19 protein-coding genes, 1 tRNA gene and 1 pseudogene are annotated in these 23860 nt (G+C 47.7%); 13 read left to right on the forward strand and 8 right to left on the reverse strand.

The features are described from left to right. Nucleotides 1-25 precede the first annotated feature (25 nt). On the reverse strand, nucleotides 26-1120 hold the full coding sequence (locus AC2VDX_RS05885; protein WP_378174356.1) for a tellurite resistance TerB C-terminal domain-containing protein: 1095 nt from the start codon (nucleotides 1118-1120) through the stop codon (nucleotides 26-28). A gap of 63 nt (nucleotides 1121-1183) precedes the next feature. Continuing rightward, on the reverse strand, nucleotides 1184-2509 hold the full coding sequence (locus tag AC2VDX_RS05890) for an ATP-binding protein (protein WP_378174353.1): 1326 nt from the start codon (nucleotides 2507-2509) through the stop codon (nucleotides 1184-1186). Between the two features lie 88 nt (nucleotides 2510-2597). Between AC2VDX_RS05890 and AC2VDX_RS05895 the strand changes: the two genes are divergently transcribed. After that, nucleotides 2598-2918: a TMEM14 family protein gene (locus AC2VDX_RS05895; protein ID WP_378174351.1), complete on the forward strand. Its 321-nt coding sequence runs from the start codon at nucleotides 2598-2600 to the stop codon at nucleotides 2916-2918. 13 nt (nucleotides 2919-2931) lie between these two features. Here the strand turns inward: AC2VDX_RS05895 and AC2VDX_RS05900 are convergent, their stop codons facing one another. The 3 genes from AC2VDX_RS05900 to AC2VDX_RS05910 form a co-directional block, all read right to left on the reverse strand. After that, nucleotides 2932-3693 carry a Uma2 family endonuclease gene (locus AC2VDX_RS05900; protein WP_378174348.1) on the reverse strand — a complete coding sequence of 254 codons (762 nt, stop codon included), beginning with the start codon at nucleotides 3691-3693 and terminating at the stop codon, nucleotides 2932-2934. 513 nt (nucleotides 3694-4206) lie between these two features. Continuing rightward, on the reverse strand, nucleotides 4207-4677 hold the full coding sequence (locus AC2VDX_RS05905; RefSeq protein WP_378174345.1) for a Panacea domain-containing protein: 471 nt from the start codon (nucleotides 4675-4677) through the stop codon (nucleotides 4207-4209). A 319-nt stretch (nucleotides 4678-4996) separates the two neighbouring features. Then, nucleotides 4997-7675, reverse strand: a complete 2679-nt coding sequence (locus AC2VDX_RS05910; protein ID WP_378174342.1) for a PAS domain-containing protein — start codon at nucleotides 7673-7675, stop codon at nucleotides 4997-4999. A 406-nt stretch (nucleotides 7676-8081) separates the two neighbouring features. On the opposite strand from AC2VDX_RS05910, the gene AC2VDX_RS05915 reads away from it, so the two are divergent. Together AC2VDX_RS05915 and AC2VDX_RS05920 are read left to right on the forward strand one after the other, a co-directional pair. After that, nucleotides 8082-8915 (forward strand): metallophosphoesterase, encoded by an 834-nt coding sequence (locus AC2VDX_RS05915; protein WP_378174340.1) that lies wholly within the window; start codon nucleotides 8082-8084, stop codon nucleotides 8913-8915. Between the two features lie 25 nt (nucleotides 8916-8940). Then, nucleotides 8941-10083, forward strand: a complete 1143-nt coding sequence (locus tag AC2VDX_RS05920; RefSeq protein WP_378174337.1) for a histidinol-phosphate transaminase — start codon at nucleotides 8941-8943, stop codon at nucleotides 10081-10083. Between the two features lie 66 nt (nucleotides 10084-10149). Here AC2VDX_RS05920 and AC2VDX_RS05925 read toward each other — a convergent pair whose 3' ends face one another. Together AC2VDX_RS05925 and AC2VDX_RS05930 are read right to left on the reverse strand one after the other, a co-directional pair. Then, nucleotides 10150-10701 carry a hypothetical protein gene (locus AC2VDX_RS05925; protein WP_378174335.1) on the reverse strand — a complete coding sequence of 184 codons (552 nt, stop codon included), beginning with the start codon at nucleotides 10699-10701 and terminating at the stop codon, nucleotides 10150-10152. A gap of 449 nt (nucleotides 10702-11150) precedes the next feature. Further along, nucleotides 11151-11822: a GNAT family N-acetyltransferase gene (locus AC2VDX_RS05930; protein WP_378174332.1), complete on the reverse strand. Its 672-nt coding sequence runs from the start codon at nucleotides 11820-11822 to the stop codon at nucleotides 11151-11153. A gap of 107 nt (nucleotides 11823-11929) precedes the next feature. On the opposite strand from AC2VDX_RS05930, the gene AC2VDX_RS05935 reads away from it, so the two are divergent. The 8 genes from AC2VDX_RS05935 (at nucleotide 11930) to AC2VDX_RS05970 (ending at nucleotide 19327) form a co-directional block, all read left to right on the forward strand. Then, nucleotides 11930-12127 (forward strand): hypothetical protein, encoded by a 198-nt coding sequence (locus tag AC2VDX_RS05935; protein ID WP_378174329.1) that lies wholly within the window; start codon nucleotides 11930-11932, stop codon nucleotides 12125-12127. A gap of 123 nt (nucleotides 12128-12250) precedes the next feature. Then, nucleotides 12251-12616 (forward strand): hypothetical protein, encoded by a 366-nt coding sequence (locus AC2VDX_RS05940; RefSeq protein ID WP_378174326.1) that lies wholly within the window; start codon nucleotides 12251-12253, stop codon nucleotides 12614-12616. 70 nt (nucleotides 12617-12686) lie between these two features. Then, on the forward strand, nucleotides 12687-16457 hold the full coding sequence (locus AC2VDX_RS05945; RefSeq protein ID WP_378174324.1) for a response regulator: 3771 nt from the start codon (nucleotides 12687-12689) through the stop codon (nucleotides 16455-16457). Continuing rightward, nucleotides 16447-17157, forward strand: coding sequence for a molybdate ABC transporter permease subunit (gene modB / locus AC2VDX_RS05950; protein ID WP_378174321.1), 711 nt, complete (start codon nucleotides 16447-16449; stop codon nucleotides 17155-17157). The genes AC2VDX_RS05945 and modB overlap by 11 nt, the downstream gene beginning before the upstream one ends. Before the next feature lie 43 nt (nucleotides 17158-17200). Beyond that, entirely contained in the window at nucleotides 17201-18445 is a 1245-nt protein-coding gene (locus tag AC2VDX_RS05955) for a hypothetical protein (RefSeq protein WP_378174318.1), read from the forward strand. Nucleotides 18446-18526: 81 nt separating this feature from the next. Further along, a tRNA-Gly gene (locus AC2VDX_RS05960) sits at nucleotides 18527-18597 on the forward strand. Beyond that, nucleotides 18568-18690 carry a hypothetical protein gene (locus AC2VDX_RS05965; protein WP_378174315.1) on the forward strand — a complete coding sequence of 41 codons (123 nt, stop codon included), beginning with the start codon at nucleotides 18568-18570 and terminating at the stop codon, nucleotides 18688-18690. The genes AC2VDX_RS05960 and AC2VDX_RS05965 overlap by 30 nt, the downstream gene beginning before the upstream one ends. A 232-nt stretch (nucleotides 18691-18922) precedes the next feature. Continuing rightward, nucleotides 18923-19327 carry an endonuclease domain-containing protein gene (locus AC2VDX_RS05970; RefSeq protein ID WP_378174313.1) on the forward strand — a complete coding sequence of 135 codons (405 nt, stop codon included), beginning with the start codon at nucleotides 18923-18925 and terminating at the stop codon, nucleotides 19325-19327. A 29-nt stretch (nucleotides 19328-19356) separates the two neighbouring features. Here AC2VDX_RS05970 and AC2VDX_RS05975 read toward each other — a convergent pair whose 3' ends face one another. After that, nucleotides 19357-19548, reverse strand: a complete 192-nt coding sequence (locus tag AC2VDX_RS05975; protein WP_378174310.1) for a hypothetical protein — start codon at nucleotides 19546-19548, stop codon at nucleotides 19357-19359. Between the two features lie 51 nt (nucleotides 19549-19599). Between AC2VDX_RS05975 and AC2VDX_RS05980 the strand changes: the two are divergent. Both AC2VDX_RS05980 and AC2VDX_RS05985 read left to right on the forward strand, forming a co-directional pair. Further along, nucleotides 19600-22800 (forward strand): annotated as a pseudogene (locus AC2VDX_RS05980) (zinc-ribbon domain-containing protein); the annotation flags it as partial. Nucleotides 22801-23119: 319 nt separating this feature from the next. Further along, nucleotides 23120-23746, forward strand: a complete 627-nt coding sequence (locus AC2VDX_RS05985; protein ID WP_378174636.1) for a methyltransferase domain-containing protein — start codon at nucleotides 23120-23122, stop codon at nucleotides 23744-23746. Nucleotides 23747-23860 lie beyond the last annotated feature (114 nt).

Consider the following 23860-nt stretch of genomic DNA (forward strand, 5'->3'; position numbering starts at 1 on the left):
TTGATAAATTGTTAGTTTTATAAAACTAAGTTTCGAGCATCTTATTCACTTTTGTCAAGTATTCCTCAGCGATCGCAGGCGGAATCGATGCCGAACCTGGTTCAATGATAAAATCGCCGATGGTATCTATAGCACGCTCGTTTATTGCATCTATCAATAGTTGAGGCATGGTTATATTTGCCTCAGCAATTCTTTTGAGCGTTGCACCTGGATTGTTTTGTTCTACTATGGCTTTGATTATCTGAATATCATCATTAGTAAGTTTTGTTTTTAGAGCAGTCCATTCAGCTGATAAATTTTCTTCTGATTGTTTTTTTTGTATTTCTAAAAAAGGGATTGCCTGCGATTGTCTTTTTTGGGGATTTGAAATTCCACTTTGTAACTGTAACTGCTTGTGTTCCAACTTTAAAGATGACACTTGCCCTTGCAATTGCCCTAATTCTACTTTTAAAGATCCCAGAGACTGATTCAGCACCGATCTCTGTGCTTCCAGCGTCTGAAGCTGAGTTTGCAGATTATCTACTTCTGATTGTAAAGGGCGTTTTTGTTTTTTAAGGTTAGTGATTTCCTGGTCTAGTATCGTTTTTTCATTCTGATTATCTGTAACTTGAGCTTGCAGTTGCTTGAGTTCTGTTTTCAGAAAATTTAAGCTGGTTTCCGTTTTCTGTTTTTCCGCTGTTGCAGTCAACAAGGATTGATTGAGTTCTGCTTTTTGTCTTTCCAGAACTTCAAGTTGAGTTTGGAGAATAAACCCTTGTTCTTCTAGTTGGTATCTATAAGCTCCTAAAGTGGATACTTCTCGATTAATTACCTCTCTTCGGTTAGAGATTTCTGATATTTGTACGTGCAGTTGGTTTAGGCTTGACTCCAAATAATAGATATCATCTTCTAAGTTTTGTCTTTCGCCAGAGATAGCTTGAATTTCATTTTGTAGGAAAAATTTCTGCTTTTTTTGTTTAATTTGTACAACAATGGCTCCTGCATAGGTAGCGGGTACAGTAATTAAACCTGTAACCAAGGCTTTCGGGAAATCTCGGTTGGCAATAAGGCTAAGGAAAAAACTCACACCGAAGGCAATTGAACCCAGTAAAATCCGATTGCTTACCTTGACCGATCGCATATCATTTTTTATTAGCTAAAGTCAGCAACTTCCAAGTTATAATCCATAGGAACAGGATTCTAATTATGTGTTTAATCTAGAAGATTCTGAGCTATCGACAGCTAAATCAGCTCTGAGAAAGTCAATGAATTGCCGTGCTGTACGTCCAGAACGCCCGTTGTGACGAGTTGCCCACTGTAAGGCACGATACTCTAAATCTTCCTGGGTGAGGGAAATTTCGACTTGGGTCGCAAGATGGCGAACAATGTTTAGGTAGGTGTTCTGATCGGCGGGTTCAAAGGTTAAAGTCAGACCGAAGCGATCGCTAAACGACAGCTTTTCCTGAACCGTATCCCAGGCGTGAATTTCTTCATTATCTTTGGGACGAGGGCGATCGCTAAAAAATTCTCGAATCAGATGCCGCCGATTGGAAGTCGCATAAACCACCACATTTTGAGGACGTGCGGTTAAATTGCCCTCCAGCACCACTTTAAGAGCTTTGAAAGCGTCGTCATCTTCCTCAAAGGAGAGATCGTCAACAAAGATGATGAACTTCTGAGGAACGCCCCGCAATTGCTCTACAATTTCTGGTAAGTCTTTCAGGTCAGCTTTGGCAACTTCGACGAGGCGGAGGTTGTCAGTACCAGCCTCATTTAACAACCCCTTCACCAAAGAAGATTTGCCACTCCCACGACTGCCGTAGAGCAAAACGTGCAAAGCTGGATAACCGGCAAGTAAAAATTGTGTATTCTTTAGCAAGGTGTCTTTCTGAGACTCGTAACCGACTAATTCTGAAAGTTGCACGGGATCGGGATAAGAAATGCCCACCAACTGCCCAGATTGCCAGCCTAAAGCCCGATAAGAAGCAAATAGTCCCGTACCGTACTGCTGGTAATGAGCAGCTAGAAATTCCAGCACGTCTACCCAATTTTCTGACATTTGAAATTTCTGCCACATAGAGAATTCATGGATTGCGCCTACCCATTCCTGCTGCTGGTTCCAAGCAACGGGCGCAGCGAGTAGCTTGGCTGCGGCTTGCACCCACCGGCTCAACTGGTCGCTACTGCAATTGTAGAGGCTCTGCAAGGCTTGTAAATCTTGCTGGGCAGCAGCTACCAGCGCTGGAGACAGTAAAGACGTTTGCTGGACTTGCTTGCTAAAAGGATTGTCAGTTCTGAGAATCTGGGTAATCAGGTAGTCTTGCCAACCTTGATTTCTGGCGGCTAAAGCTTGAAACCAAGTGCCGTAAGCTTGCAGGCAAGCCAGTCCATTAGTGTTGCTACTGCTTAAAACTTGTAGCAGATTCAGGAAAGCCGTGCCGACTTCGCCACTGAGGACGGATTGATAAAGTAACACAGAGGCAGCTTGGCGTTGCAGAAATTCGATTGAGGCGATCGCTTGAGTATCCATTAATCAAGTGAGTGGTGTATCTCAGCTATGGTAAATTGTCTCCCAACGCTAGAAATAATTTCTACTCAAGCAATGAGGTTTTAACTAGATGAATCCGGGTACTATCGCCGCGATCGCTTACGGAATTTTAGCCATTATTGGCGGCATCATGGGCTACTCTCAAGCTCAAAGCAAAGTTTCGCTGATTTCTGGCAGCATCAGCGGCTTATTACTCATTCTCGGTGGCGTGATGCTATTGCAGGGTCAAGAGTGGGGGCTGATTTTAGCAACCGTTGTCACCGCTGTTCTCGTCATTGTCTTTGCCATCCGGTTGGCGAAAACTCGCAAATTTATGCCTGCGGGATTGATGACTCTGTTAGGTTTGATAACGCTGGCAGTGATGAGCCAACAATTGGTTGCTCTAGTATAGCGATCGCGCACCTCTAGCTTTCTGGATCTATCCCAAGCGATCGCAACTGTGCCGCCAAGCGTTCCGCACGCTGGTGTTCCTGTTCCGCACGAAGGCGTTCCTGTTCCGCTCTAGCTTGAGCTGCTTCCTCTGGTAACAGAACCAGATTGCCTCCAACTTCAAAAAAGCGCAACCACACAGCCGGATCTCGCTGAATCTTTCCTTCCCAGGTTCCCAGCCAAAGCGATAAAGTTTCACACCAAAGCCATCCCCGCTCATTGGGAACCAAAGGCTGATAATGCAAGTTCCCATCTAAGCACCATCCTTGTAGGGAAGTGGGATCGAAAGGGTCAAAAACAAAATAATCCCGCGTTTTGAAAGTGCGTTCGTAAATATCTTTCTTGATTCCCGTGTCAACTTCAGCAGTCGAGGGCGACATCAATTCTACAATTACATCCGGGTAACGACCATTTTCTTCCCAGACTACCCATCCTCGCCGCAATCTGGTGCCATCAACGTCTAATACTGCAAAGAAATCTGGCCCTCGAAAGTCTCGATTACGAGCCTGTTCGCTGCTGTAATAGACGAACATATTACCACCACAGAAGAAGTCGTTGCGATCGCTCCAAGCTTGCTCTAACGACCGGATCAAGACATTCATCGCAATGCGGTGGCGGTTGCTCTCCATTGGTTCACCATCATCAAAAATCAAGTCAGTGGGAGGCATCGGCGGGTTTTCCCAGTCCCACTGATCTACAGCCTGGGAGATTGTCTCTTTTGTTACCTCAGTTGACATAGCACAGTCCCTACTTTGAGGTTTTGGATTAGTACATTTATATTATCCGAAATCTGATTTTGGATAGCTTGATTTGACGAGGTGATCGCTTCGTCTATGCAGCTTTTAAGCGATCGCGTACTTCAGCTATAAAGATTATGGTCAGGGTCAAGCCAAACAATGTAAAAAATATTTTCAATAAAAAATCCATGTACTCTACCATGTTCATTCGATGATATTTGGAACTGGTATGGTAGGTCTACGAGCTGCTCTTCACCAGGAAAGCCAAAACAAGTCTCAGTAGTGTCATCCCAATCTATAGGATGGCATCGAAGACTCTGGTTATCCCTCATTTCATTGACTCTCATCGTTGATAAGTGACGCAGTCTGTTTAGCAAGGCTTCTAAATATCTTGCGTCCTTATTTTTAATCGAAAACTTTTCATTGTTATCTATCAAGAACTTGAAAGAAAAAGTGATACCCAAGGGTTGTTTCGGCTCATTCTTCTCGACCCTTGGGTTGTCATGCCGGACCTTATTCTTCTTGATTTTCTTCCCCAAGACCCTGCCTGTAATATTCTCCCATTAATGGCTTCGGAATTATAGCATTAGAAGTTTCATCTTTGGGTAACCCGTTCCTTGCCATAATCCAAGGGTCTTCCTGATGAGTCATCAGCTCTAGCTCAAAAGCATCACATCCGAAATACTCATCTGCTACTTCGTCCAACAATTCTTGCACTTCTTTGGAGAAGTTTGGTTGCTCTACTTGCTTGTCAATAGGCTTCCATCCAAACTGCTTGTACTCCTGATACAAAGTAGGAATAACAGGCCCATGCACCCAAGCTTCAAAGTCTTCATCAAATAGAGGAGCATTATAGACAGCCAAATGCCAAGCTTGGGCATAATACACCAGCTTCTGTAGCTTGAGGTTACTGATAAATGAGCCAGTCTCATTAGCTACATGAATGAAATAATCGGCAATAGCGGCTGCGGTTGTAGGAGCCATAGCTGCCTCCTGTTGTGTTAATGATATTAAACAAGCTCTTAGCGTTTTTGTCACCGGACAAAGCTCAAAAATTATACACCTTAAGCTTGATAGTACAATTGTATCATTAAAAAGTCGTTGTATCAACACTTAACTTCACTAAACTGGTCTAATTGGTTTAGACATAAACAAGGATAAAGAGTTTTAGTGAAATCACCACAAAGAATAATGGTGTATTAGAGTTTTTCCTTAGCCAAGAGGAAAAGAGTTTTCTGTACGATCGCATTCTCATTTTCCCGTTTTTCTAGTCTAGAACGCGATCGCATAAAGCATCGATTTCCTAAACTATCTGCCGAAGTGGAATCTCAATAATAAATTCCGCTCCCCCACCCGGTGCTGAGAGACATTGCAATTGACCCTTGTGCTTTTCTACAACAATCTGGTAGCTAATTGCCAAACCCAGTCCAGTGCCTTTACCGACGGGTTTGGTGGTAAAGAAGGGATTAAATAGCTGTTGCCTCACCGCCTCTGTCATTCCAGAGCCATTATCCGCAATTTTGATAACTACCCGATCGGAGTCTAGTACCTCAGTGCGAATTTTGATCCGGCTGGGATTTGCTTTGATTTCTGAAAGCGATCGCTGTTTGTTGTACTCATCCAACGCATCAATAGCATTAGCGAGCAGATTCATAAACACTTGATTCAGCTGTCCTGCGTAGCACTCAACTTTAGGTAAGTGACCGTACTCCTTAATCATCTGAATGTTAGGATGATCCGGTTTTGCTTTCAGGCGGTTATGCAGAATCATTAAAGTACTATCAATTCCTTCGTGAATATCAACCGCCTTCATTTCAGCTTCGTCAATTCGCGTAAAATTCCGCAAGCTAAGAACAATCTCCCGAATGCGATCTGCCCCCACCTTCATTGATGACAACAGGTTAGGAAAATCTTCCATCATAAAATCTAGGTCAATCGCTTCTATCTCCTCCTGAATTTCTGGCGTTGAATTAGGGTACTGCTGGTGATAAAGGTGCAATAGATTTAATAAATCTTGGCTGTATTCCCTGACATGGCTGAGATTCCCAAAGATAAAGTTAACTGGGTTATTAATTTCGTGAGCAATCCCAGCAACCAGTTGTCCTAAACTGGACATTTTTTCACTCTGAATCAGTTGGGATTGAGTGCGTTGAAGTTCTTGGAGAGTATGTTCTAGCTGCTGATTTTTTTCTTGCAACTGAGCTTCTTTCTCCCGACGAGCTTCCTCAGCTTGTTTGCGAGCAGTAATATCCATCACTGTGACACCAATAGCCATCGGCTTGCCGTCTTCCCCAGGTATGGGAAATTGAGAAGTTAACCAGTGCATCAGGACGCCTGGATTGGCAGGTAATTCACCGCACGCCTCAATGTTGAGAATCGCTTCGTCTGTCGTCAGTACTCTGCGTAACGTCGATTCAATCGCTTGTGCAGCGTCAGGCAAGACTTCAGCAAGGGATCTGCCTAAATGTTTTTCTACAGTCACGCCATTGATCTGTGCAAGCGCCTCGTTGATTTGCAGATACCGCATCTGGTCGTCAAGAATACAGAGTCCGACAGGCGCAACGCTAATAAATGATTTCAAAAGCTGTTCGCGCTGTGCTAATTCTTTTTCTAATGCCTTGCGATCGCTAATGTCTCGCGACATCCCAATCAAACCGATAACGTTTCCTTGGGGATCGCGGTAGATGCTTTTTGTTGAGAGATACGTCACCGCGATGTCATTGATACAGACGACTTCCTCTAACGTGTGAGTTGTCCCAGAAGCCATAATTCTGCGGTCAGTCTCCATGATTTGAGGGGCAACCTCAGGTGGAAATAACTCGGAGTCATCCTTACCAATCATCTCCTCTACAGACTTGCCAAGTAGGCTGGCACCCGTAGAGTTGACCATCAAGTAGCGACCCTGAAGATCCTTGATAAAAATGACATCGGGAGTTCCTTCAATGACTGCATGCAAGAGGTTATAGCTTACCTGGAGCGCGTCCTCTGTCTGCTGGCGTTCGGCAATTCGCTGGTGTAATTGCTCGTTCAGTTGACTCAGCTCGATCGTGCGCTCCTCAACTCTATCTTCTAGCTCTTGATTCACCTGTTTTAGTGCTGCTTCGGCTCGGTGGCGCTGGGTGTCAACAGCATTCAGGAATCTGGCATTCCACCAAATTAAAAAGGCAAAAATAACTACGTTGAAGACGCCAAAAAGAGCCAGCCCAACTTTGTGGTCAAAAATCTGAGATTGGTAGCCGCATAAAATGAACCAGCCTAAGGCGGAGGGAATGCCAATCGCGGCTGGCGACATCCGTCGAGCCATCAATCCGCCTGCCTTGTCGGTCGTAACAACTGTCATCAGCCCTCGATTTGGACAAGCAAATAGGATGCCGATGGAAAGCAGGATGAATGCGATCGCTGTATGCAATGCCACGGCTGTCGCTGTCTGGTAATTCGTGCCGTAAAAAGAGGTGATGTCGTAGATATATCCCAGTAGTCCCAAAAAACCAATCAAAAAACTGAGTAAGCTAAAGCAATGAGCCAAATAGTACACCCTTCTAGATAACAGCACTCCGGCACAGCCAAGCATCATAAAACTCAGGGCACTATTGGGAGACATCCGCCCTGGTGCAGAAGTCCCAACAGCACCGGCTGGTTCTTTAAACAGCAGTTCGTCAATCCCTAAGTTCCACCCAAATCCATACTCAATTAGTGTCAGAAAACCGATTACAATGACAATAATTGCCAAGACTTGAGAAAGGTAAAATGAAGACTTTCTTCGGTTGTCTTCCGCGTGCCATAACCACAAAGACAAGCCACTCAGAATCAAGGCTATACTTGTGTTGGCTTTCATGCTGACCAGCCCCGGTAAAATGCTTTTAAGGGCTGTAATATTTAATATCCACCCCAATAAAACAACACAGCCAATTAGGGTGACAATAATAGCGGCTTTCCTGGAAGAAGATTGTAGAGACGCGGCGAATTCCGTCTTTTTAGTCATAAGAGGCGGACTCTAATTAATGGCAATTTAATAGTTTTGTATCGATTAATACAAAAAATATTTTTAAATTTTGCTGTAGCTATATTCTATGAATTATCTAATTTATTTGAAACAAAAACCGATTATTTATGCGGAAATCCAGAAGGAACTATAAATTTGTTTAGAATAAAGATAAAAGGTTTTTACTTATTATAAAACCGTATTTATATTGACCATTTATCTGTTCTTAGCCAAAAATTAAGTAAATTCACAGATAAATGCCTTAGACCCTTGTAAAAAGAACAATTTAGCGATCGCATCCTCATTCCCCCACGCCTAAATCGTCCGCTATCGGAGTAAGGACGCGACCAATCCGATCTCTAAGCTATGCTGGAATCGCCAGTTAAGCTTGAGTTGAGTTGGCAGAATGCACTGGATATTAACCGAACCTTTAAGTGTAGAAAATGTGACAGTAGCGATCGCGAATTTACCTGCATCGTTACACGGCACAAAGCTGGTGCAATTGTCCGATTTGCACTACGATGGTCTGCGACTATCGGAAAAGCTACTGGCAGAGGCAATTGAAGCCAGCAATCAAGCCGATCCCGATCTCGTTCTATTGACTGGCGACTACGTAACCGACAACCCAGCCCCGATTCACGCCCTGGTGCAGCGGCTAAAACACCTGCAAAGTCGTGCCGGTATCTATGCCATACTAGGCAACCACGATAATTATTACCGCCATTCAAAAAAAGAGGTGCAAGACGCCCTGACTAGCATTGGGATTCATGTCCTCTGGAATGAAATTGCTTATCCATTGGGACAAGAATTACCAATAGTAGGACTGGCTGATTTTTGGTCGCGGGAATTTAATCCAGCGCCAGTCATGAATCAACTCGATCGGGATATACCCCGAATCGTCTTATCCCACAACCCAGATACCGCCGAGATTTTGCAACAATGGCGGGTGGATTTGCAACTGTCAGGGCATACTCACGGCGGTCAAGTGGTGATTCCTGGATATGGCCCTGCGGCGCAACTGCTGCAAAGCTTCCGCCACATCATTCCCAAACCGATGCAGCGCTGGGTGCCTTTTATGAAGGAATGCAACAAAGTGGTAGAACATTGGGAATGGTCGCAAGGGTGGCATCAGGTGGGAAAAAACCAGCTATATGTGAATCGGGGACTGGGAACTTATGCGCCCGGACGCCTATTTTGTCCGCCAGAAGTCACGGCGATCGCGCTGGTGGGTCAAAAATAGTTGTTAGTTGTTAGATCAAGAATTTATGCTCTCGTTCATCCGGTCAGATTTATCTCAGTTACGCGCCTATATGCCCCACCCAGGCGGCACGTCAGGAAGTCCAGTCGCGGGTTCAATTCCGATCGATCGGCTGGATACCAATGAATGCCCTTTTGATTTGCCGAAAGAATTAAAAGAAAAGTTGGCATGGACTTATCAGCAGCTAATTGAGACGAATCGCTATCCTGATGGCAGTCATGCCCAACTCAAAGAAGCGATCGCCCAGTACGCGAACCAATCCTTAGATGCCCCTATTACCCCAGCCAGCATTTCTGTCGGGAACGGTTCAGATGAACTCATTCGTTCCCTCCTGATTGCCACCTGTCTAGGCAAAGAAGGTGCGATCTTGGTAGCCGATCCCACCTTCTCCATGTACGCGATTCTGGCAAAGACGCTAGGCATTCCTGTCGTGAGTGTAGGGCGCAAGGAAGCGAATTTTGAAATGGATCTTGCCGCTGCCCAAAAAGCCATTGAGGAAACCCAGAATCCGCCAATCCGGGTGGTATTTGTGGTTCATCCCAACTCCCCCACCGCCAACGCCTTAACTGCCGCCGAGTTAGAATGGCTGCGGAGTTTGCCAGAGCATATTTTGGTGGTAATTGACGAAGCTTATTTTGAATTTAGCCAGACAACCGTGGTTGGTGAATTGCCGCAGCGTCCAAACTGGGTGGTACTCAGAACATTTTCCAAGGCGTTTCGGCTGGCAGCACTGCGACTAGGATATGCTCTAGCTCACCCAGAACTCATCGTCGCCCTCGAAAAAGTCCGTCTCCCCTACAACCTCCCCAGCTTCACCCAAGCCGCCGCTTTACTTGCCCTTTCCCAGCAGCAACTGCTTCTTAGCTGCATTCCCCAAATTCTCACCGAACGAGACAAGTTACTCGACTTTCTCAAAGAGCAACCCGCCTTACAAGTTTGGCCCAGTGCCTCAAACTTCATCTACCTGCGTCTTTTAGCAACAGGCTCTAGTTCGCTTGATCAAGCCTTGACCTTCTTGACACAGGAACTCAAAGAATTGGGAACTTTGGTTCGTCACACCGGCGGCGGCATTCGTCTGACAGTAGGTAGTGAGGAAGAAAATGAGCGATCGCGCCAGCATCTCCTGGCAGTCTTAAAAGCGATGAGCTAGGAAGGAAAAATTAAAAATTAAAAATTAAAAATAGGGAGTTTTTAATTTTTAATTTTTAATTTTTAATTAATCCCCCAGATCCCGTGCCCTGCGGATAGTCTCTGGCAATACCCCCACCAACAGCGCAAAAGCATCATCCGGGACTTGCGCCAGCGTCTCCGTGCCAAAGAACTGCTTAAACTGTTCGAGTATCTTCTGCGCTCGTTGCAGCGGCACCGGGTTATCCGTAATTTGTTTCGTGAGTCGAATCCACTGTCGCCGAATCAAATAAGCATTCTGCCGTTCCTGAGCGGATTCAGGAGTTACCAACGACAAATTGCCCACTGGCAACACCCATTTAGCATCCACATCAAACAATCCGCCCACAGCCGCTCCTGGCCCTGCAAACTCTGCATGGTAGTGTTTGTAGAGGATCAAGCCATTCCGGCGGCGACTATTCACGATTAACAGCTGTTTATCACGCAGCTGATTGAGGATATCAGACGATTCCTCGTCAGGGTTCGGGCTTTCGTTATTCATGCCATTAGAGCCTTGAGAGCGGGCGACACAGGTAGGGCTTTGATTGGCATCCGCTTTATATAGGGCAGTCTGGTAGCGCTGTTGGTTGTCGCTATCCATGTCAACTCTTACTGCTATATTTTTTCTTTGGGCATGCACCCGAACCGGAAGCACAGAGGCAAACCCAATTCTGTTAGTTCTGGATGGATTGCAAGCTTGAGATTCAGTTTGCCATCTATTATGTATGTAAACAATAATTACATTATCAAAACATTTGACATTAGTATAAGTCACCAAGCGGTAATTTCTTAATTTAATTTTATGGCATATTGCCCGAACGCAGGAAATACAACAGCCAGTAGCCCACAACCGCACTGTATTGGGTATTCTTCAATAATCTACCCCCAAAAGTGACCATTGTTTAAAGTTAATGTGAAGTTGCTATAAGCAAGAGTCACTCACTGATTTAAGGACTGATTGAATTGATTAAACGTGTTTTCTGGCTAGCAATTTCCAACGCAATCATCCTCAAATCTAAGGAATCCCAGCGAGGCGAGGGGACGGTTATTTTAGCTTCCAGGAGCCAAGTGTTTGTGCAAGAACAGCCGTCGAGGACGCCCCAGCAGCCAGTCACTCCAGCTGGGATCGCTTTGGTGCAGTCGATATCCCGCCTTCAGATAAAGCTGCCTTGCCTGATGATTGTTTTCTAAGACGTGCAGGTAGAGGTCGCAGAATCCCCATTCCAAAGCTGTTCGTTCGCAACACAGCAGTAACTGCTGCGCCACCCCCCGTCGCCGACACGACTGATGGACAGCCAAATTCGAGATGTAAGGATATTGAGAATTCCAGGGTTGCCAGGAACAGGGACGGAGTCCTATTTCGACCGTCCCCACCACGGAATCAGCGTTTGCTGCTTGGCGTTCTTGTGCTTTTGGGACCAGGGATGAAGTTTCCTCTCCACTCCCCTGATTGGTGCTACCAGTCGGATCGACAGCGACTAAACAGATGTAATTTGGAGGAATCAAGCGCAGCCGAGTCCGCAAATCTTCGTAAATTCCCAGTCGAAATAACGGATAGGCCAAAGCCCAAATTCCCGATCGAGGGTGAAAGCTATCTGCCAGGATCTCGGTGAGGCTGGTCAAATCATTTTGGTGGGCTGCCCGGATGATAAAGTCAGAGGCACCATTCGGTTGTGCGGCTCTTTCAGGTTGGCGGTGCAAGAGTGGAAAGCAGGGATTCACAGCCGAGCGTAAGTTGAATATCTAGCAGGTTTCATCCTAGATCATTTTGCACTGATTTTCGCAGGTTTAATATCCGGTACTGGAGCAAAATGAATTAACTGGGAAGATTGACAAGTCGCCGCGTCGGAGAGTTTCTAGGGCAAGTTAGCCTGGAAGAATGCCTACCCCTGGCAAAGCTTCTTTCCTTCCAGCAAGGATACTATTGTACAAGGAGTGCATCGACCTTTGGAGAATCGGCATCGGACAGTAGAGCCAGCATCGCTATCCTGTCCGGAGCAGCAGCGCTCGTCCAGGTATTTCTCTAACAGCCTGTTATCGATCAATTTCAAAGCAGGGGAATGGAAGCGCGATCGCAGCAGTTATAACTGAGATTCACGCCCAAACGTTAAAGTCAGTAATAAAGAGCGGGTATCTTAAATAAAAAGCAAGTGACAAGTGCATTTTCTCCCCAAAAAGTTATTGAGCGGGGCAGGGTCGTTGTCAGTCGTCTGACGACAAGCATCGCCTACACCCTACCCCTATCCCTCAGGAAGCTCTGTGGGGTACGAGGAAGGCTTCCTCACAGGGGCATCGGGGAGCAGGAGCCAGAACCGGGGTGTTTCTCTAAAATCGACACCAGAAAGTACAGCCGTACTGAAACTGAAAAATTAAGATTAATTGGGGTGCAACCAGGCAATTTCCACAGCTTCCGGATTCGGAAACAGTGGAATGCGGATAGTAGCTTGGATAGGGATCGCCCGTCTTTATCTCCCATCCGCTTTTCCATCTCAATCGCTGGAAGAATCTGTGCATGAAATGGAGACTGTTTTGCATTTGCATGGGCGTAGGCATGAGCTGCACCATACTACAGCAGGAGAGCGGGGCATGAAATCCCAAGCCACTAAAAAGCCCAAAATTCTGGTCGTCGATGACGAACCCGATAACCTCGACCTGCTTTATCGCACTTTTCATCGAGAATATAAGGTACTCAGGGCAGATAACGGTCCTGCGGCACTGGAGATTCTGGCGCATGAAGGGGATGTTGCCGTGATCATCTCGGATCAGCGGATGCCCCTGATGAGCGGCACGGAATTTCTCAGCCTCACCGCCACTCAGTACCCAGATATTATCCGGATCATTTTGACTGGTTACACCGATGTGGAAGATTTGGTGGAAGCCATCAACGCCGGGAAGGTCTTCAAGTACGTCACCAAACCCTGGGATGCTGCTGAGCTAAAAGCGCTGGTGCAGCAGGCAATGGATACCCACAATGTTTTGAAGGTTCGCACTGAGGAATTGTGCCGGACCCTGCGCCGCGAATCGCTGCTCAATACGGTCACGAATACCATTCGCAACGCCCAGTACCGGCGGGGCGGTTCGCCCCTTCAGCAAGTCCTCCAGACGATTGTGGAAACCGTGGGTCATATGCTGGAGGTGAGCGTGTGCATTTTGCGTCCCTTCCAGGAAGACGGGATGGCAGATGAAGGATTCATTTATCAGCGTCAAGAGGCAAAAGGCAAGCGGCAATCCTCAGGACTGATCATTTCGGAACTGAGTCCATCGTCAGGACAGAGAACGGCGGGACTGAGGGCGGAGGAAGAAGCCGGGAGTCAGGAGTCACTAGAATACACGACTCCGTCTTCAGTTTTGCTGCCTGAGTCTTCTTTGGGAGATAGCGAGACTGGGCAGCAAAATGAAGATCCCCACTCAGTCCTCAGTCTTCAGTCCTCAGTTCTCAGTCAGTTGGTGTGGGAAACGCACGATGTAGAAGTCATTAATGATGTTGAAACGGATGAGCAACTCCCAGGCGATACCCCTGTAATTAGGCAACGTCTAGAGGCAATGCGACAGGCGGATATTCACTCTAGCTTGGTGGTGCCGCTGTATTGCCAACTGGAATTGATGGCAGTTCTGGCGCTGCATCAGTGCGGACAGCCGCGCGTGTGGCAGGATGATGAGATTCAGCTGGTGGTGATGGTGGCGGATCAAGCTGCTCTGGCTCTTTCTCAGGCGCGGGCTTACGAACAGGTTTCCCGACTTGCACAAAGAGAGGCTCTTGTCAATACGATTACGACGGCAATCCGCTCCAGTCTTGACCCGCAGGACATCTTTGCGGCGATTACTCAACAGTTGGGACAAGCCTTGCAGGTGGATGGCTGTGCCCTGTCTCTGTGGCGAAAGGAGGATGAGTTTGTTCAGTGTGTGGGCTTGTATGACGGGACAGAAAGCCGGGTGCTGGATGCATCGGTGACCGAGGACTCGATTTTCGCAAGTACAAGCGGAGCATTTGTCGCCAAAATGGAATTAGACCCGCATTTCGGCAATAATGCTTCGCCCTTGCAAGCAAAGAATCCTCTATTGCCCCACTCGGTTGTCCCAATTGCCGGAAATCCGGTGTTGCAACAGCTGCTGAATACACAACACCCGGTGGCAGTCCACGATCTGGATCGGAACCCGGAAATGAACGGGTTCGATCTCCCGTTGCGGAGTCCGGCGCGGGCGCTGTTGGTGGTACCGTTACTGTCCGATGGTCAGATTATTGGTAGCATTACCTTGCGCCAAACGAACCGACCTCGCCGCTGGCACGCTTCGGAGGTGGAATTAGCGCAGGCGGTGGCAGCGCAGGCAGCGATCGCTGTGACTCAGTCTCGACTGTATCAAAAAACCAGGCAGCAGGCGGAGCGGTTACTAGAATTAGACCGACAGAAAACTGAGTTTTTCCAGAACGTTTCTCACGAATTTCGCACGCCGCTGACTCTGATGCTAGGGCCGCTAGAGTCAGCGGTGAATCAGCATCAAGATTTGCCTTACGATCAAGCGGCGATCGCCCTACGCAACTCCCGCCGCTTACTGCGACTGGTCAATCAACTGCTGGATATCCAACGACTCGACGCCGGTCGAATGCAAGCCAGTTTCCGTCCTTGTAACTTAGTAGAATTTATCGAAACAATTGTCGAAGCTTTTCGCCCCTACTGCGAGAAAAAAGGCTTGCAGCTGACGCTGGAAATGAAATCCTGTAAGCCGGTTTATTTAGATTTAGAAAGATTTGACAAGGTACTCTACAACCTTCTATCCAATGCCATGAAATTTACCGAAGCGGGAGGTACGATAGCCGTGCTGGTGCAACCCGCTGGAGATCACGTCCGAATCCAGGTTTCAGACACTGGCATTGGCATTCGCCCGGAACAAATCCCCCATCTGTTCGAGCGCTTCCGTCAAGCGGAAGGATCGGTCAACCGCTCCTATGAAGGCAGTGGCTTGGGTTTAGCGCTGGTGAAAGAACTGGTGGAACTCCACGGCGGTCAAATTTCTATCGAGTCGGTTTACCGAGAAGGCAGCACCTTTACCGTCTGGCTGCAAACTGGAACCGCACACCTACCGCTGGATCTGGTGTTGGAAGTGCCAACTGAAGCCCAATCGAATCGCGCTGCTGTGGAATTGGCAGATTTGGAGGTGGAAGAAGGAACTGGAGACTGGGAACTTTTGAGTCAGGATAAAGAAGCAGAATCTTCTCTAAATACACTGGCAACAGAGTCGCAGCCAGTATCCCCCGACCGCGTCAATTCCTCAGTCATTCACACCATCTTGGTGGTGGACGACAATCCGGATTTACGAGCTTATGTGTCTCGCATTTTGCTAAATGATGGCTATCAAGTCTGCATGGCTCGAAACGGCAATGAAGGATTCGCCGTCGCTAAGGAAAGGCGTCCCTCTCTGATCGTGACGGATTTGATGATGCCCTTGGTGTCCGGTTTGGATATGATTCGGATGCTCCGCGAAAACCCAGAACTCAAGGGAACGCCGATTATTTTGCTCACCGCCAAAGTAGACGAAGATACTCGCATTGAAGGCACCGAGAGGGGAGCGGATGCCTATCTCGCTAAGCCATTTAACGACCGGGAATTGTTAGCGTTAGTCCACAATTTGCTAGCGCTAAAGGAAAATGAGCGCCGGGTGGTGGAGCTGAATTCTTATCTGACAGAGTCGGTGCTGAAGCGCTTTTTACCGCCAATAATGGTGCAGAAGGCGGCAAAAGGCGAACTGAAGCTGGATTTGAGTCCGGAACCCAAGCTGGTTACGGTTTTATTTAGTGACATTGTGGGTTTTACCAGTTTGGCAAATACTTTGCGAGCGCGACGAGTGGCTGAGTTGCTCAATGAATACCTGGAAGCAATGACCAAAGCCGTGTTTGATAACGGTGGCACGGTGGACAAGTTTATGGGGGATGCGATTTTAGCACTGTTTGGTGCCCCAGAAGAGCTGACGCCCAACGAACAGGTAAGACGCGCGATCGCAGCGGCGCGGCAAATGCACGCCTCTTTGGATCAACTCAATCAGAAATGGTTGGAGGCAGGCATTGTCGGCACTAGCGATCGCGCACCCGTCCAGTTCCGCTGCGGCATTCACCAAGGAACTGCTGTGGTGGGAATGTTTGGAGGCAGCCAACGGTCAGATTACACCGCCATTGGCCCCAGCGTGAATATTGCCTCTCGCCTTCAAGAAGCAGCGGAACCTAATTGCATCCTGGTTTCTGCTGCCGTTGCCGATTACCTGGACGAGAAGGAAATGACTAAGTGCAGTCCACTCAAGCTCAAAGGCATCGATGAGACGGTTCTCACCTTTGCGGTCGAACCTAAAAAGAGTGATGAAGATTGAGTCCTCATTACTCGCCTCAGTCCTCAGTACTGAGTCCTCAACACTCTTCTTTGCTTTGCGCTTGTCGCTGTGGGTGGCGCTCATTTCCACCGTCTTCGTAGCGATCGCGGGGGGATTGTTGGGCTACCTGTTGGCACGTTACCGCTTTCCCGGTCGAAACTGGGTGGATGCTATCGTCACTCTGCCCCTAATTTTGCCGCCGACTGTCGTGGGATTCTATCTGCTGATTCTATTTGGACGCCAAGGCTTAATCGGACGCCCTCTCTACGAAGCTACTGGTTGGACGCCCATTTTTACCTGGCAAGGCGCAGTCTTAGCGGCAAGCATTATGGCGTTACCGCTAATGGTAAAAACCACAAAGGCAGCTTTAGAAAGTGTTGACCCAGTTTACTTGCAAGCCGCTGCTACATTGGGTCAATCTAATGGGCAAATACTCTGGCGCGTTTGGTTGCCTTTAGCCTGGAAAGGCATCCTCGCGGGAATTGTCCTCAGTTTTGCCCGCGCTTTAGGGGAATTTGGCGCAACTTTAATGATTGCGGGCAATATTCCCGGTGTCACGCAAACGATGCCAATGGCAATCTACGAAGCCGTTCAGTCGGGACGCGACAACATCGCCTTGATTTTGGTCGTTATTCTCAGTTCGCTGTCTCTGTTCATTCTTTTTCTGACAAATTTTTTGGAACGTGGCGGATTCAGGTGAGCGTCTATTGTTTCTAACAATAAGAATCCTTCAAGTTTTGAGAATGGTACTACCAAACCAGCGCAGCGACGATCCTGCTCAGATTCCTACTACTCGGCACTTACATCTTGTTAGTGCATCGGCTCCAGCTCCCTTAGAGAAGCTTGATGCGATCGCCTCCCAGAAGCGCAGAGATGCCCGTAGGTCTACATCGCCCACGCTGTGGAGTATTTACATCCTAATTTCTGTAATCGTCCATGTATTGGGGATGTGGATGTTGCAGCGGTTAATCATGCGCTCTGCTATCGTCGATCTAGGTACGGAACTCATTCCCATTGACCTGATTACCACCGTTCCCAATTCCGAAGATAGGTTGCAGCCACAAGCCGCCAGTTCTCCCCAACAAAGACCAGAGGGCGATCGCTCTGTTGATCCGCGTCTAGCGGCTCCTAGTCCGTCGGTAAATCGCAACTTTAACCCAGGTAGAAACCCAGTACAGCAGCCGATCCCCGCGCCGATTCACCAGGAAAATCCGCCGGTAAATTCTCAATCAAGGATTCAACGCTCTGTCAGAATCCGTTTAAATCCCTTCCCTCAAGCTGCAAACCCTTCTGCTAACCCGCCTTCTACCCCGCAAAGACAGCAGCCGAACTCCGATGTGGTTGCGACCAGACCAATCATCCCTACACCCGCTCCTCTCCCGCCATTTGTGCCCCAGCGAACCCCCCAAAGGGGTCGTCCTGGGACATCCTCCCAAGATACGGGAACCCCTGCACCGCCATCTCAACCGCAGCCATCATCGTCCCAACCCGTCGAACCCCCCCCAGCACCTGTCACCCCTCCGCCAGCTCCTCCCGTACAGGCAAGCCCAGCCCCAGCTCCCATTCCACCAGCACCGCCTGCTGGGGAGGCACAAAGCGCACCGTCACCTGCACCCGCAGCGCCCGCCGCCCAAGGTAGAGGTATTATGGCAACTTTGTTCAATGTCCGCTCTGGTAACGCTGGCGCTGATGAGCCGAACCAATTAGCCGTACCGCAGCAACAGCACAAACAAATTCCCGACCTTGATTATCCGCTGCTAACTGGGCAAGCTCCCGACCAGCCTATTGTCTTGCAAGTTTTATTGTTGATTGATAACACGGGCAAACCGTCAGTGCAGCGAGTGTTGCAAGGAAGCGGAAATTTTGACGATTCGCAGTTTGTCAATGAGCTAATTCAAGGCTGGAGATTTCAACCGGCTTATATGGGAGGTGGAGCCGTTGACAGCTTGCTGGAAGTCTCTATCCGCGTTTCTCCTCTCTCCCAGTGAAAATAATGCACGCCTCCCCTACTCAAGCTCTAAAAAATTGTGGTATACTAATCTAGTTATGGTTTGACCATACCTCAATTTGCGGGTGTAGTTTAGTGGTAAAACCTCAGCCTTCCAAGCTGATGATGCGAGTTCGATTCTCGCCACCCGCTTTTTGTTTTATACAGAAGAGTTTAGCGATCGCTGAGATTGCAAAGGCGCGTTCGCGTTTTGTTTTTGAAGCAGAATCAGGCGATCGCTCTTAGTCTATGGTGTTAAATTGGGAAGCGATCGCACTTTTCTCATCATCTTAGGTAAAGCGCGATCGCACTTCGTTTCTAATAGTCAGCCAGTAATTCTGCTGTGCGTCTAAATGATTTCTCAGGGATTGATGGGAATACTGGAAGATGGTGCGATAACCCTAATGGCTATGCTACCCACGACTAAATGTTGAACAATTCTTCTCCCCCCTTGTTAAGGGGGGTTGGGGGGATCTAAATGTCTAACACCAACGACTGGAATGATACAGATTTTCACTTACCCTACAACCGACAGCTAGTAGAGAAGGCGAAAGAACTACGAAAAAATATGACGCCAGCCGAGAAAAGGCTTTGGTATGGCTATCTAAGAACATTCAAGTTTCGGGTTTTGCGGCAAAGACCCATAGATAATTTTATTGTTGATTTTTTATGCGCTCAGTTGAGGTTAGTAATAGAGGTGGATGGAGAGAGTCATTTTACGGATGATGGCAAGGATTATGACTGGGAAAGAACACAAATTTTAGAAGGTTATGGGCTGAAGGTTTTGCGGTTTACTAATGATGAGGTGTTGAAGGATTGGGAGGGAGTTTGTAGGCGAATTGAAGAGGAGATCCCCCCAACCCCCCTTCAAAAGGGGGGCTAAGGTGAGGAAGTGCGATCGCACATATTCCATCAGCCATTATCAGAATTCTGTTCAGCGTCTCTAGTGAAATCCTCAATCTGATTGTGATCAAGATGCTCATCTGAGTGCTGCATCTCAGGAGAGCTTTCGTCATTAAGATTCAGTCCGCTTGCCCAAACACCACTTCCCCAAGGCTCATTCCATCGCTGTATATCCAAAGTGTTACCGTTATCAACTGCCATAATTTTTTCTCCTAAGTTAGAAATTCAGTACAATTGTACCATGCCAGAACTATGGTGCCTCTCCTGAAAGACCCGCTATCACTTACGCATCCCCAACTAGCCGCGCAGTGGCATCCAACGAATAATGACAACCTCAGTCCAGACCAAGTGACGGCAGGCTCCAATAAGAAAGCTTGGTGGATATGTCCCAATGGTTCTGGTCACGAATGGGAAGCTTCTATTGCGAACAGAGTCAAAGGTAATGGATGCCCCTGTTGTTCCGGCTACAAAGTATCAGTTACTAACTCTTTAGCAAATCTGTACCCTGAGTTAGCCGCGCAATGGCATTCCACAAAGAACGGAACACTGGCTCCAGACCAGGTAGTAGCAGGCTCAGGAAGGAAGGTTTGGTGGAAATGCCCCAACGGTTTTGATCATGAATGGGAAGCTTCTATTGAAAAGAGAGCTAAAGGGAAACAAGGATGTCCTTTTTGTGCTGGTCAAAGAGTATCCATCACTAACTCCCTAGCAAGTCTTTACCCTGAGATTGCCGAGGAGTGGCATCAGACAAAGAACGGGAAACTCACGCCAGAGCAGGTAGTAGCAGGTTCAACAAAGAAAGCTTGGTGGAAATGTCCCAAAAGTGCTGATCACGAATGGCAAGCTTCTATTAACCAACGAGTTAAAAGTAAGATACGCCCCTTTTGTCCCTTTTGTGGTGGGGTAAAACCGTCGGTCACTAACTCTCTAGCAAGTTTTTACCCTGAAGTTGCTAAGGAGTGGCACTCAAAAAAGAACGGTAACCTGACTTCAGAGGAAGTGACCGCAGGTTCAGAGAAGAAAGTTTGGTGGAAATGCTCCAACGGTTCCGATCATGAATGGCAAGCTTCTATTGAAAAGAGAGCTAAAGGAAAACAAGGATGTCCTTTTTGTGCAGGTCATAAAATCTCAGTCACCAACTCTCTAGCAAGTCTTTACCCTGAAGTTACTAAGGAGTGGCACCTGAAAAAGAACGGTGACTTAACTCCAGAGCAGGTGACCGCAGGTTCAAACCGAAAAGTTTGGTGGAAATGCCCTAACGGTTCTGATCATGAATGGGAAGCTTCTATTGTGGCAAGAACTAACGGTAATGGATGCCCCTTTTGTCGTGGTCTAAAAGTGTCCATCATGAACTCTCTAGCAAGTGTTTATCCTGAAATTGTTAAGGAGTGGCATCCAACGAAGAATAGTGGACGCACTCTGGACAAGATCGTAGCAGGCTCAGCGAAGAAAGTCTGGTGGAAATGCTCCAATGGCTCTGATCATGAATGGGAAGCTTCTATTGTGAACAGAGTGAGATTAAGGAGAGGATGCCCTTTTTGTGCTGGACACAAGACCTCAACTACCAACTCACTTGGAAGCCGTTACCCTGACATTGCTAAGGAGTGGCATCTGACGAAGAACGGTGGTCTTACTCCAGACCAAGTGACCGCAGGTTCAAACCAAAAAATTTGGTGGAAATGCACCAACAATCCTAATCACGAGTGGCAAGCTTCTATAAATAATAGAGTCAACGGGAGGGGTTGTCCTGCTTGCAATAAGGGGTGGACAGTGCAAGCCATCAGTGGATTTGTTGCCTCATTGATAAACCATCTTGAAACTTTCACTCCAGCCGAACTCTATCTACTCTTCCAGCAGAATGGATTGCTTCAAAGTACAGGCAGCGGAAGAAGCTTCGTGAAAGCTCTTATCACTGGACGCTTCCCAAAAGAAGAAATTGAAAAGTTCGTCAATAATGAGCCGTCAATCGTTGATAAATTCCTGCAAGATCAGCAGCTAACTCTCGAAGCACTTGAAACTAGCGGCAATAATGACATCTCTAATAAAGATGTAACCTCTGAGGTTAATCTTGACGACCAGATAGACGAGACTGTTGAGCCATCCGAAGAAGAGGACGACCTTAACCTTCCAGTTGTCCAAACACGGGAAGTCCTAGCATCCTTAGATCACTCCGTCGTATCCTCAGCAGATGAAGAAGCCGTCGAATTCCTTATCGCCTCCGCAAAAGCAAAGATTTGGAAGCACGTCTTTCGGCATGAAGCAGCAGCCGTAGCGCAGGCTCAAAACTACACAGGCGACAGCTACGCTGAAAAAGTTAAATCAGAATTTCTAGACGAATATCATCAAGCCAAGAATCTCCCCATCCCAACAGGCTACGCCTTCTGTATCAACGGCAAATTAGCAGAACCCAATCTCATGCAGCGACTCGCCGCCGTTCAGGTACGCGATAAGAAACGAGTCGGCAATTGGTCGGGAACTGGTGCAGGCAAAACCCTCTCCGCCGTCCTCGCCAGTCGCGTCATTAACGCCCATCTCACTCTTATCTGCTGCCCTAACAGCGTTGTTGATGGTTGGAAAAAAGCGATTCTCAACATTTTCCCTGATAGCGCGATCGCTACCAAAACCTTTACACCCGATTGGGAAAAAGCTTTCGCTGACGAGACTGGGTTAGGTGAGGCGCTGCATCCAAACGCTCACCGTTACATCATCCTGAACTATGAGATGTTCCAGCAGCCAGATTCCGCTGATTGGGTGCGCTCATTTGTGGAAGGCGAGTTAATCAACTTCATCGTTATTGATGAAATCCACTACACAAAACAACGCTATGTCGAGAATATATCGCGCCGCAAGCAACTGGTAAGCGCACTCATCACCGCCGCAAGCGATCGCAACCCAAACTTACACATCATTGGGATGTCCGCAACACCAGTAATTAATAATTTGCAAGAAGGGAAAAGTTTAGTTGAACTGGTAACAGGAGTCGCCCACGACGAACTCGACATCCGCCCAACCATCCCCAACTGCATGAAACTCCACCAGCGACTCGTGACACTGGGGATACGTTGGATGCCGGATTATAAACAACAACTCGGAGAACCCAAGGATCTGTCTATCCCAGTAGACTGTAGTGAATTCATCGACGAAATTCGCGCACTCGGTCACAATGGCACCCCACTCGCACTTGAGCAAATCCTCACCCGCGCCCGTTTATCCGTTATTCGAGAGCAACTCAAACCGAAAACCCTCATTTATACCCACTACGTTCAAGGAATTGACAAGCTACTCAGAGATGCACTCGCAGAAGATGGCTGGAACGTTGGCTTCTACACGGGCGAAGACAAATCCGGTTTAGAAGGATTCTTGAATGGCAACATCGATGTTCTCATCGGCTCAAGCGCGATCGCAACAGGCGTTGATGGTTTACAACAAGTATGCGATCGCTTAATCATCAACGTCCTCCCCTGGACTCACGCCGAATTCGAGCAACTCATCGGTCGCATCTACCGCCAAGGGCAACAAAACCCCGTAACCATAGTCATTCCCCTAACTTACGCCGATGTTAATGGTGAACATTGGTCTTGGTGCGGCTCGAAGATGCAGCGACTGCGGTTTAAAAAGTCCATCGCTGATGCTGCTGTTGACGGTGTAGTTCCAGAGGGATACTTGCGATCGCCTGCCCAAGCCTATCAAGATGCGATCGCTTGGCTAGAAAGCCTCGAAGCGGGCGTTGTCGAAGTTATCACCCGTCCGAAGATTGTAATTCCAATTCCAGATAACGACCCAGCAGACGTGCAGCGACGACTGCGGCGTTACGGCGACTTTTCCGCCCCGCCACTGGAACCAAACCCAAAGCGAAACTACTCACCAACGCCTACAGGAGAATCCAGAGGAGTGGTCGCGATATCATACTTTATACACCGAGTCAAGAAAAAATTGGGCGATCATCCCTTATCAAGAGATGATTCGCTGGTGCCAACAACGTAGCGGCTACACTATCGGGGACTTCGGTTGTGGTGAGGCAAAACTGGCTGAGGCGGTTTCAGATCGCCATACAGTTTACAGCTTTGACCATGTTGCGGTGAATACGGACGTTATCGCCTGCGACATCGCTCACGTTCCCCTTGACGATGAAAGGCTGGATGTAGCGATTTTCTGCCTGTCACTCATGGGAGCGAATTTCACCGATTACCTGCGGGAGGCGAACCGCACTCTGAAACTGGATGGTCAGCTTCATATTATCGAGGCAACTTCAACATTTAGCGATCGCGCTCAATTCCAAACTGACCTAGAGGCTTTAGGATTCGTTGTTGTCAGCGTTCAGGATGTATGGAAATTTACCCATATCCGCGCTTTAAAGACTGAACGTAGACCCCAAACCACAGTAAAACTCCAGTTCTAGGGCATTTATTGCCGCCACACGCTCCAACGAGTCAGCAGTTCAGCATCGCCAGCCAAAAAAACAAGGCAGGCAGGAGCCTGCCCTATATAACATCAAGAACAACCCCAGCGGAGT

The organism is Coleofasciculus sp. H7-1 (assembly GCF_057473865.1).

Coding starts and splice junctions, on each gene's coding strand:
- AC2VDX_RS05905 (WP_378174345.1), bottom strand. CDS start 4,677: ATGGCTCCTACAACCGCAGCCGCTATTGCCGATTATTTCATTCATGTA.
- AC2VDX_RS05970 (WP_378174313.1), top strand. CDS start 18,923: ATGTCTAACACCAACGACTGGAATGATACAGATTTTCACTTACCCTAC.
- AC2VDX_RS05975 (WP_378174310.1), bottom strand. CDS start 19,548: ATGGCAGTTGATAACGGTAACACTTTGGATATACAGCGATGGAATGAG.
- AC2VDX_RS05955 (WP_378174318.1), top strand. CDS start 17,201: ATGGTACTACCAAACCAGCGCAGCGACGATCCTGCTCAGATTCCTACT.
- AC2VDX_RS05925 (WP_378174335.1), bottom strand. CDS start 10,701: ATGGATAGCGACAACCAACAGCGCTACCAGACTGCCCTATATAAAGCG.
- AC2VDX_RS05945 (WP_378174324.1), top strand. CDS start 12,687: ATGAAATCCCAAGCCACTAAAAAGCCCAAAATTCTGGTCGTCGATGAC.
- AC2VDX_RS05965 (WP_378174315.1), top strand. CDS start 18,568: ATGATGCGAGTTCGATTCTCGCCACCCGCTTTTTGTTTTATACAGAAG.
- AC2VDX_RS05920 (WP_378174337.1), top strand. CDS start 8,941: ATGCTCTCGTTCATCCGGTCAGATTTATCTCAGTTACGCGCCTATATG.
- AC2VDX_RS05890 (WP_378174353.1), bottom strand. CDS start 2,509: ATGGATACTCAAGCGATCGCCTCAATCGAATTTCTGCAACGCCAAGCT.
- modB (WP_378174321.1), top strand. CDS start 16,447: ATGAAGATTGAGTCCTCATTACTCGCCTCAGTCCTCAGTACTGAGTCC.
- AC2VDX_RS05910 (WP_378174342.1), bottom strand. CDS start 7,675: ATGACTAAAAAGACGGAATTCGCCGCGTCTCTACAATCTTCTTCCAGG.
- AC2VDX_RS05915 (WP_378174340.1), top strand. CDS start 8,082: ATGCACTGGATATTAACCGAACCTTTAAGTGTAGAAAATGTGACAGTA.
- AC2VDX_RS05885 (WP_378174356.1), bottom strand. CDS start 1,120: ATGCGATCGGTCAAGGTAAGCAATCGGATTTTACTGGGTTCAATTGCC.
- AC2VDX_RS05900 (WP_378174348.1), bottom strand. CDS start 3,693: ATGTCAACTGAGGTAACAAAAGAGACAATCTCCCAGGCTGTAGATCAG.
- AC2VDX_RS05895 (WP_378174351.1), top strand. CDS start 2,598: ATGAATCCGGGTACTATCGCCGCGATCGCTTACGGAATTTTAGCCATT.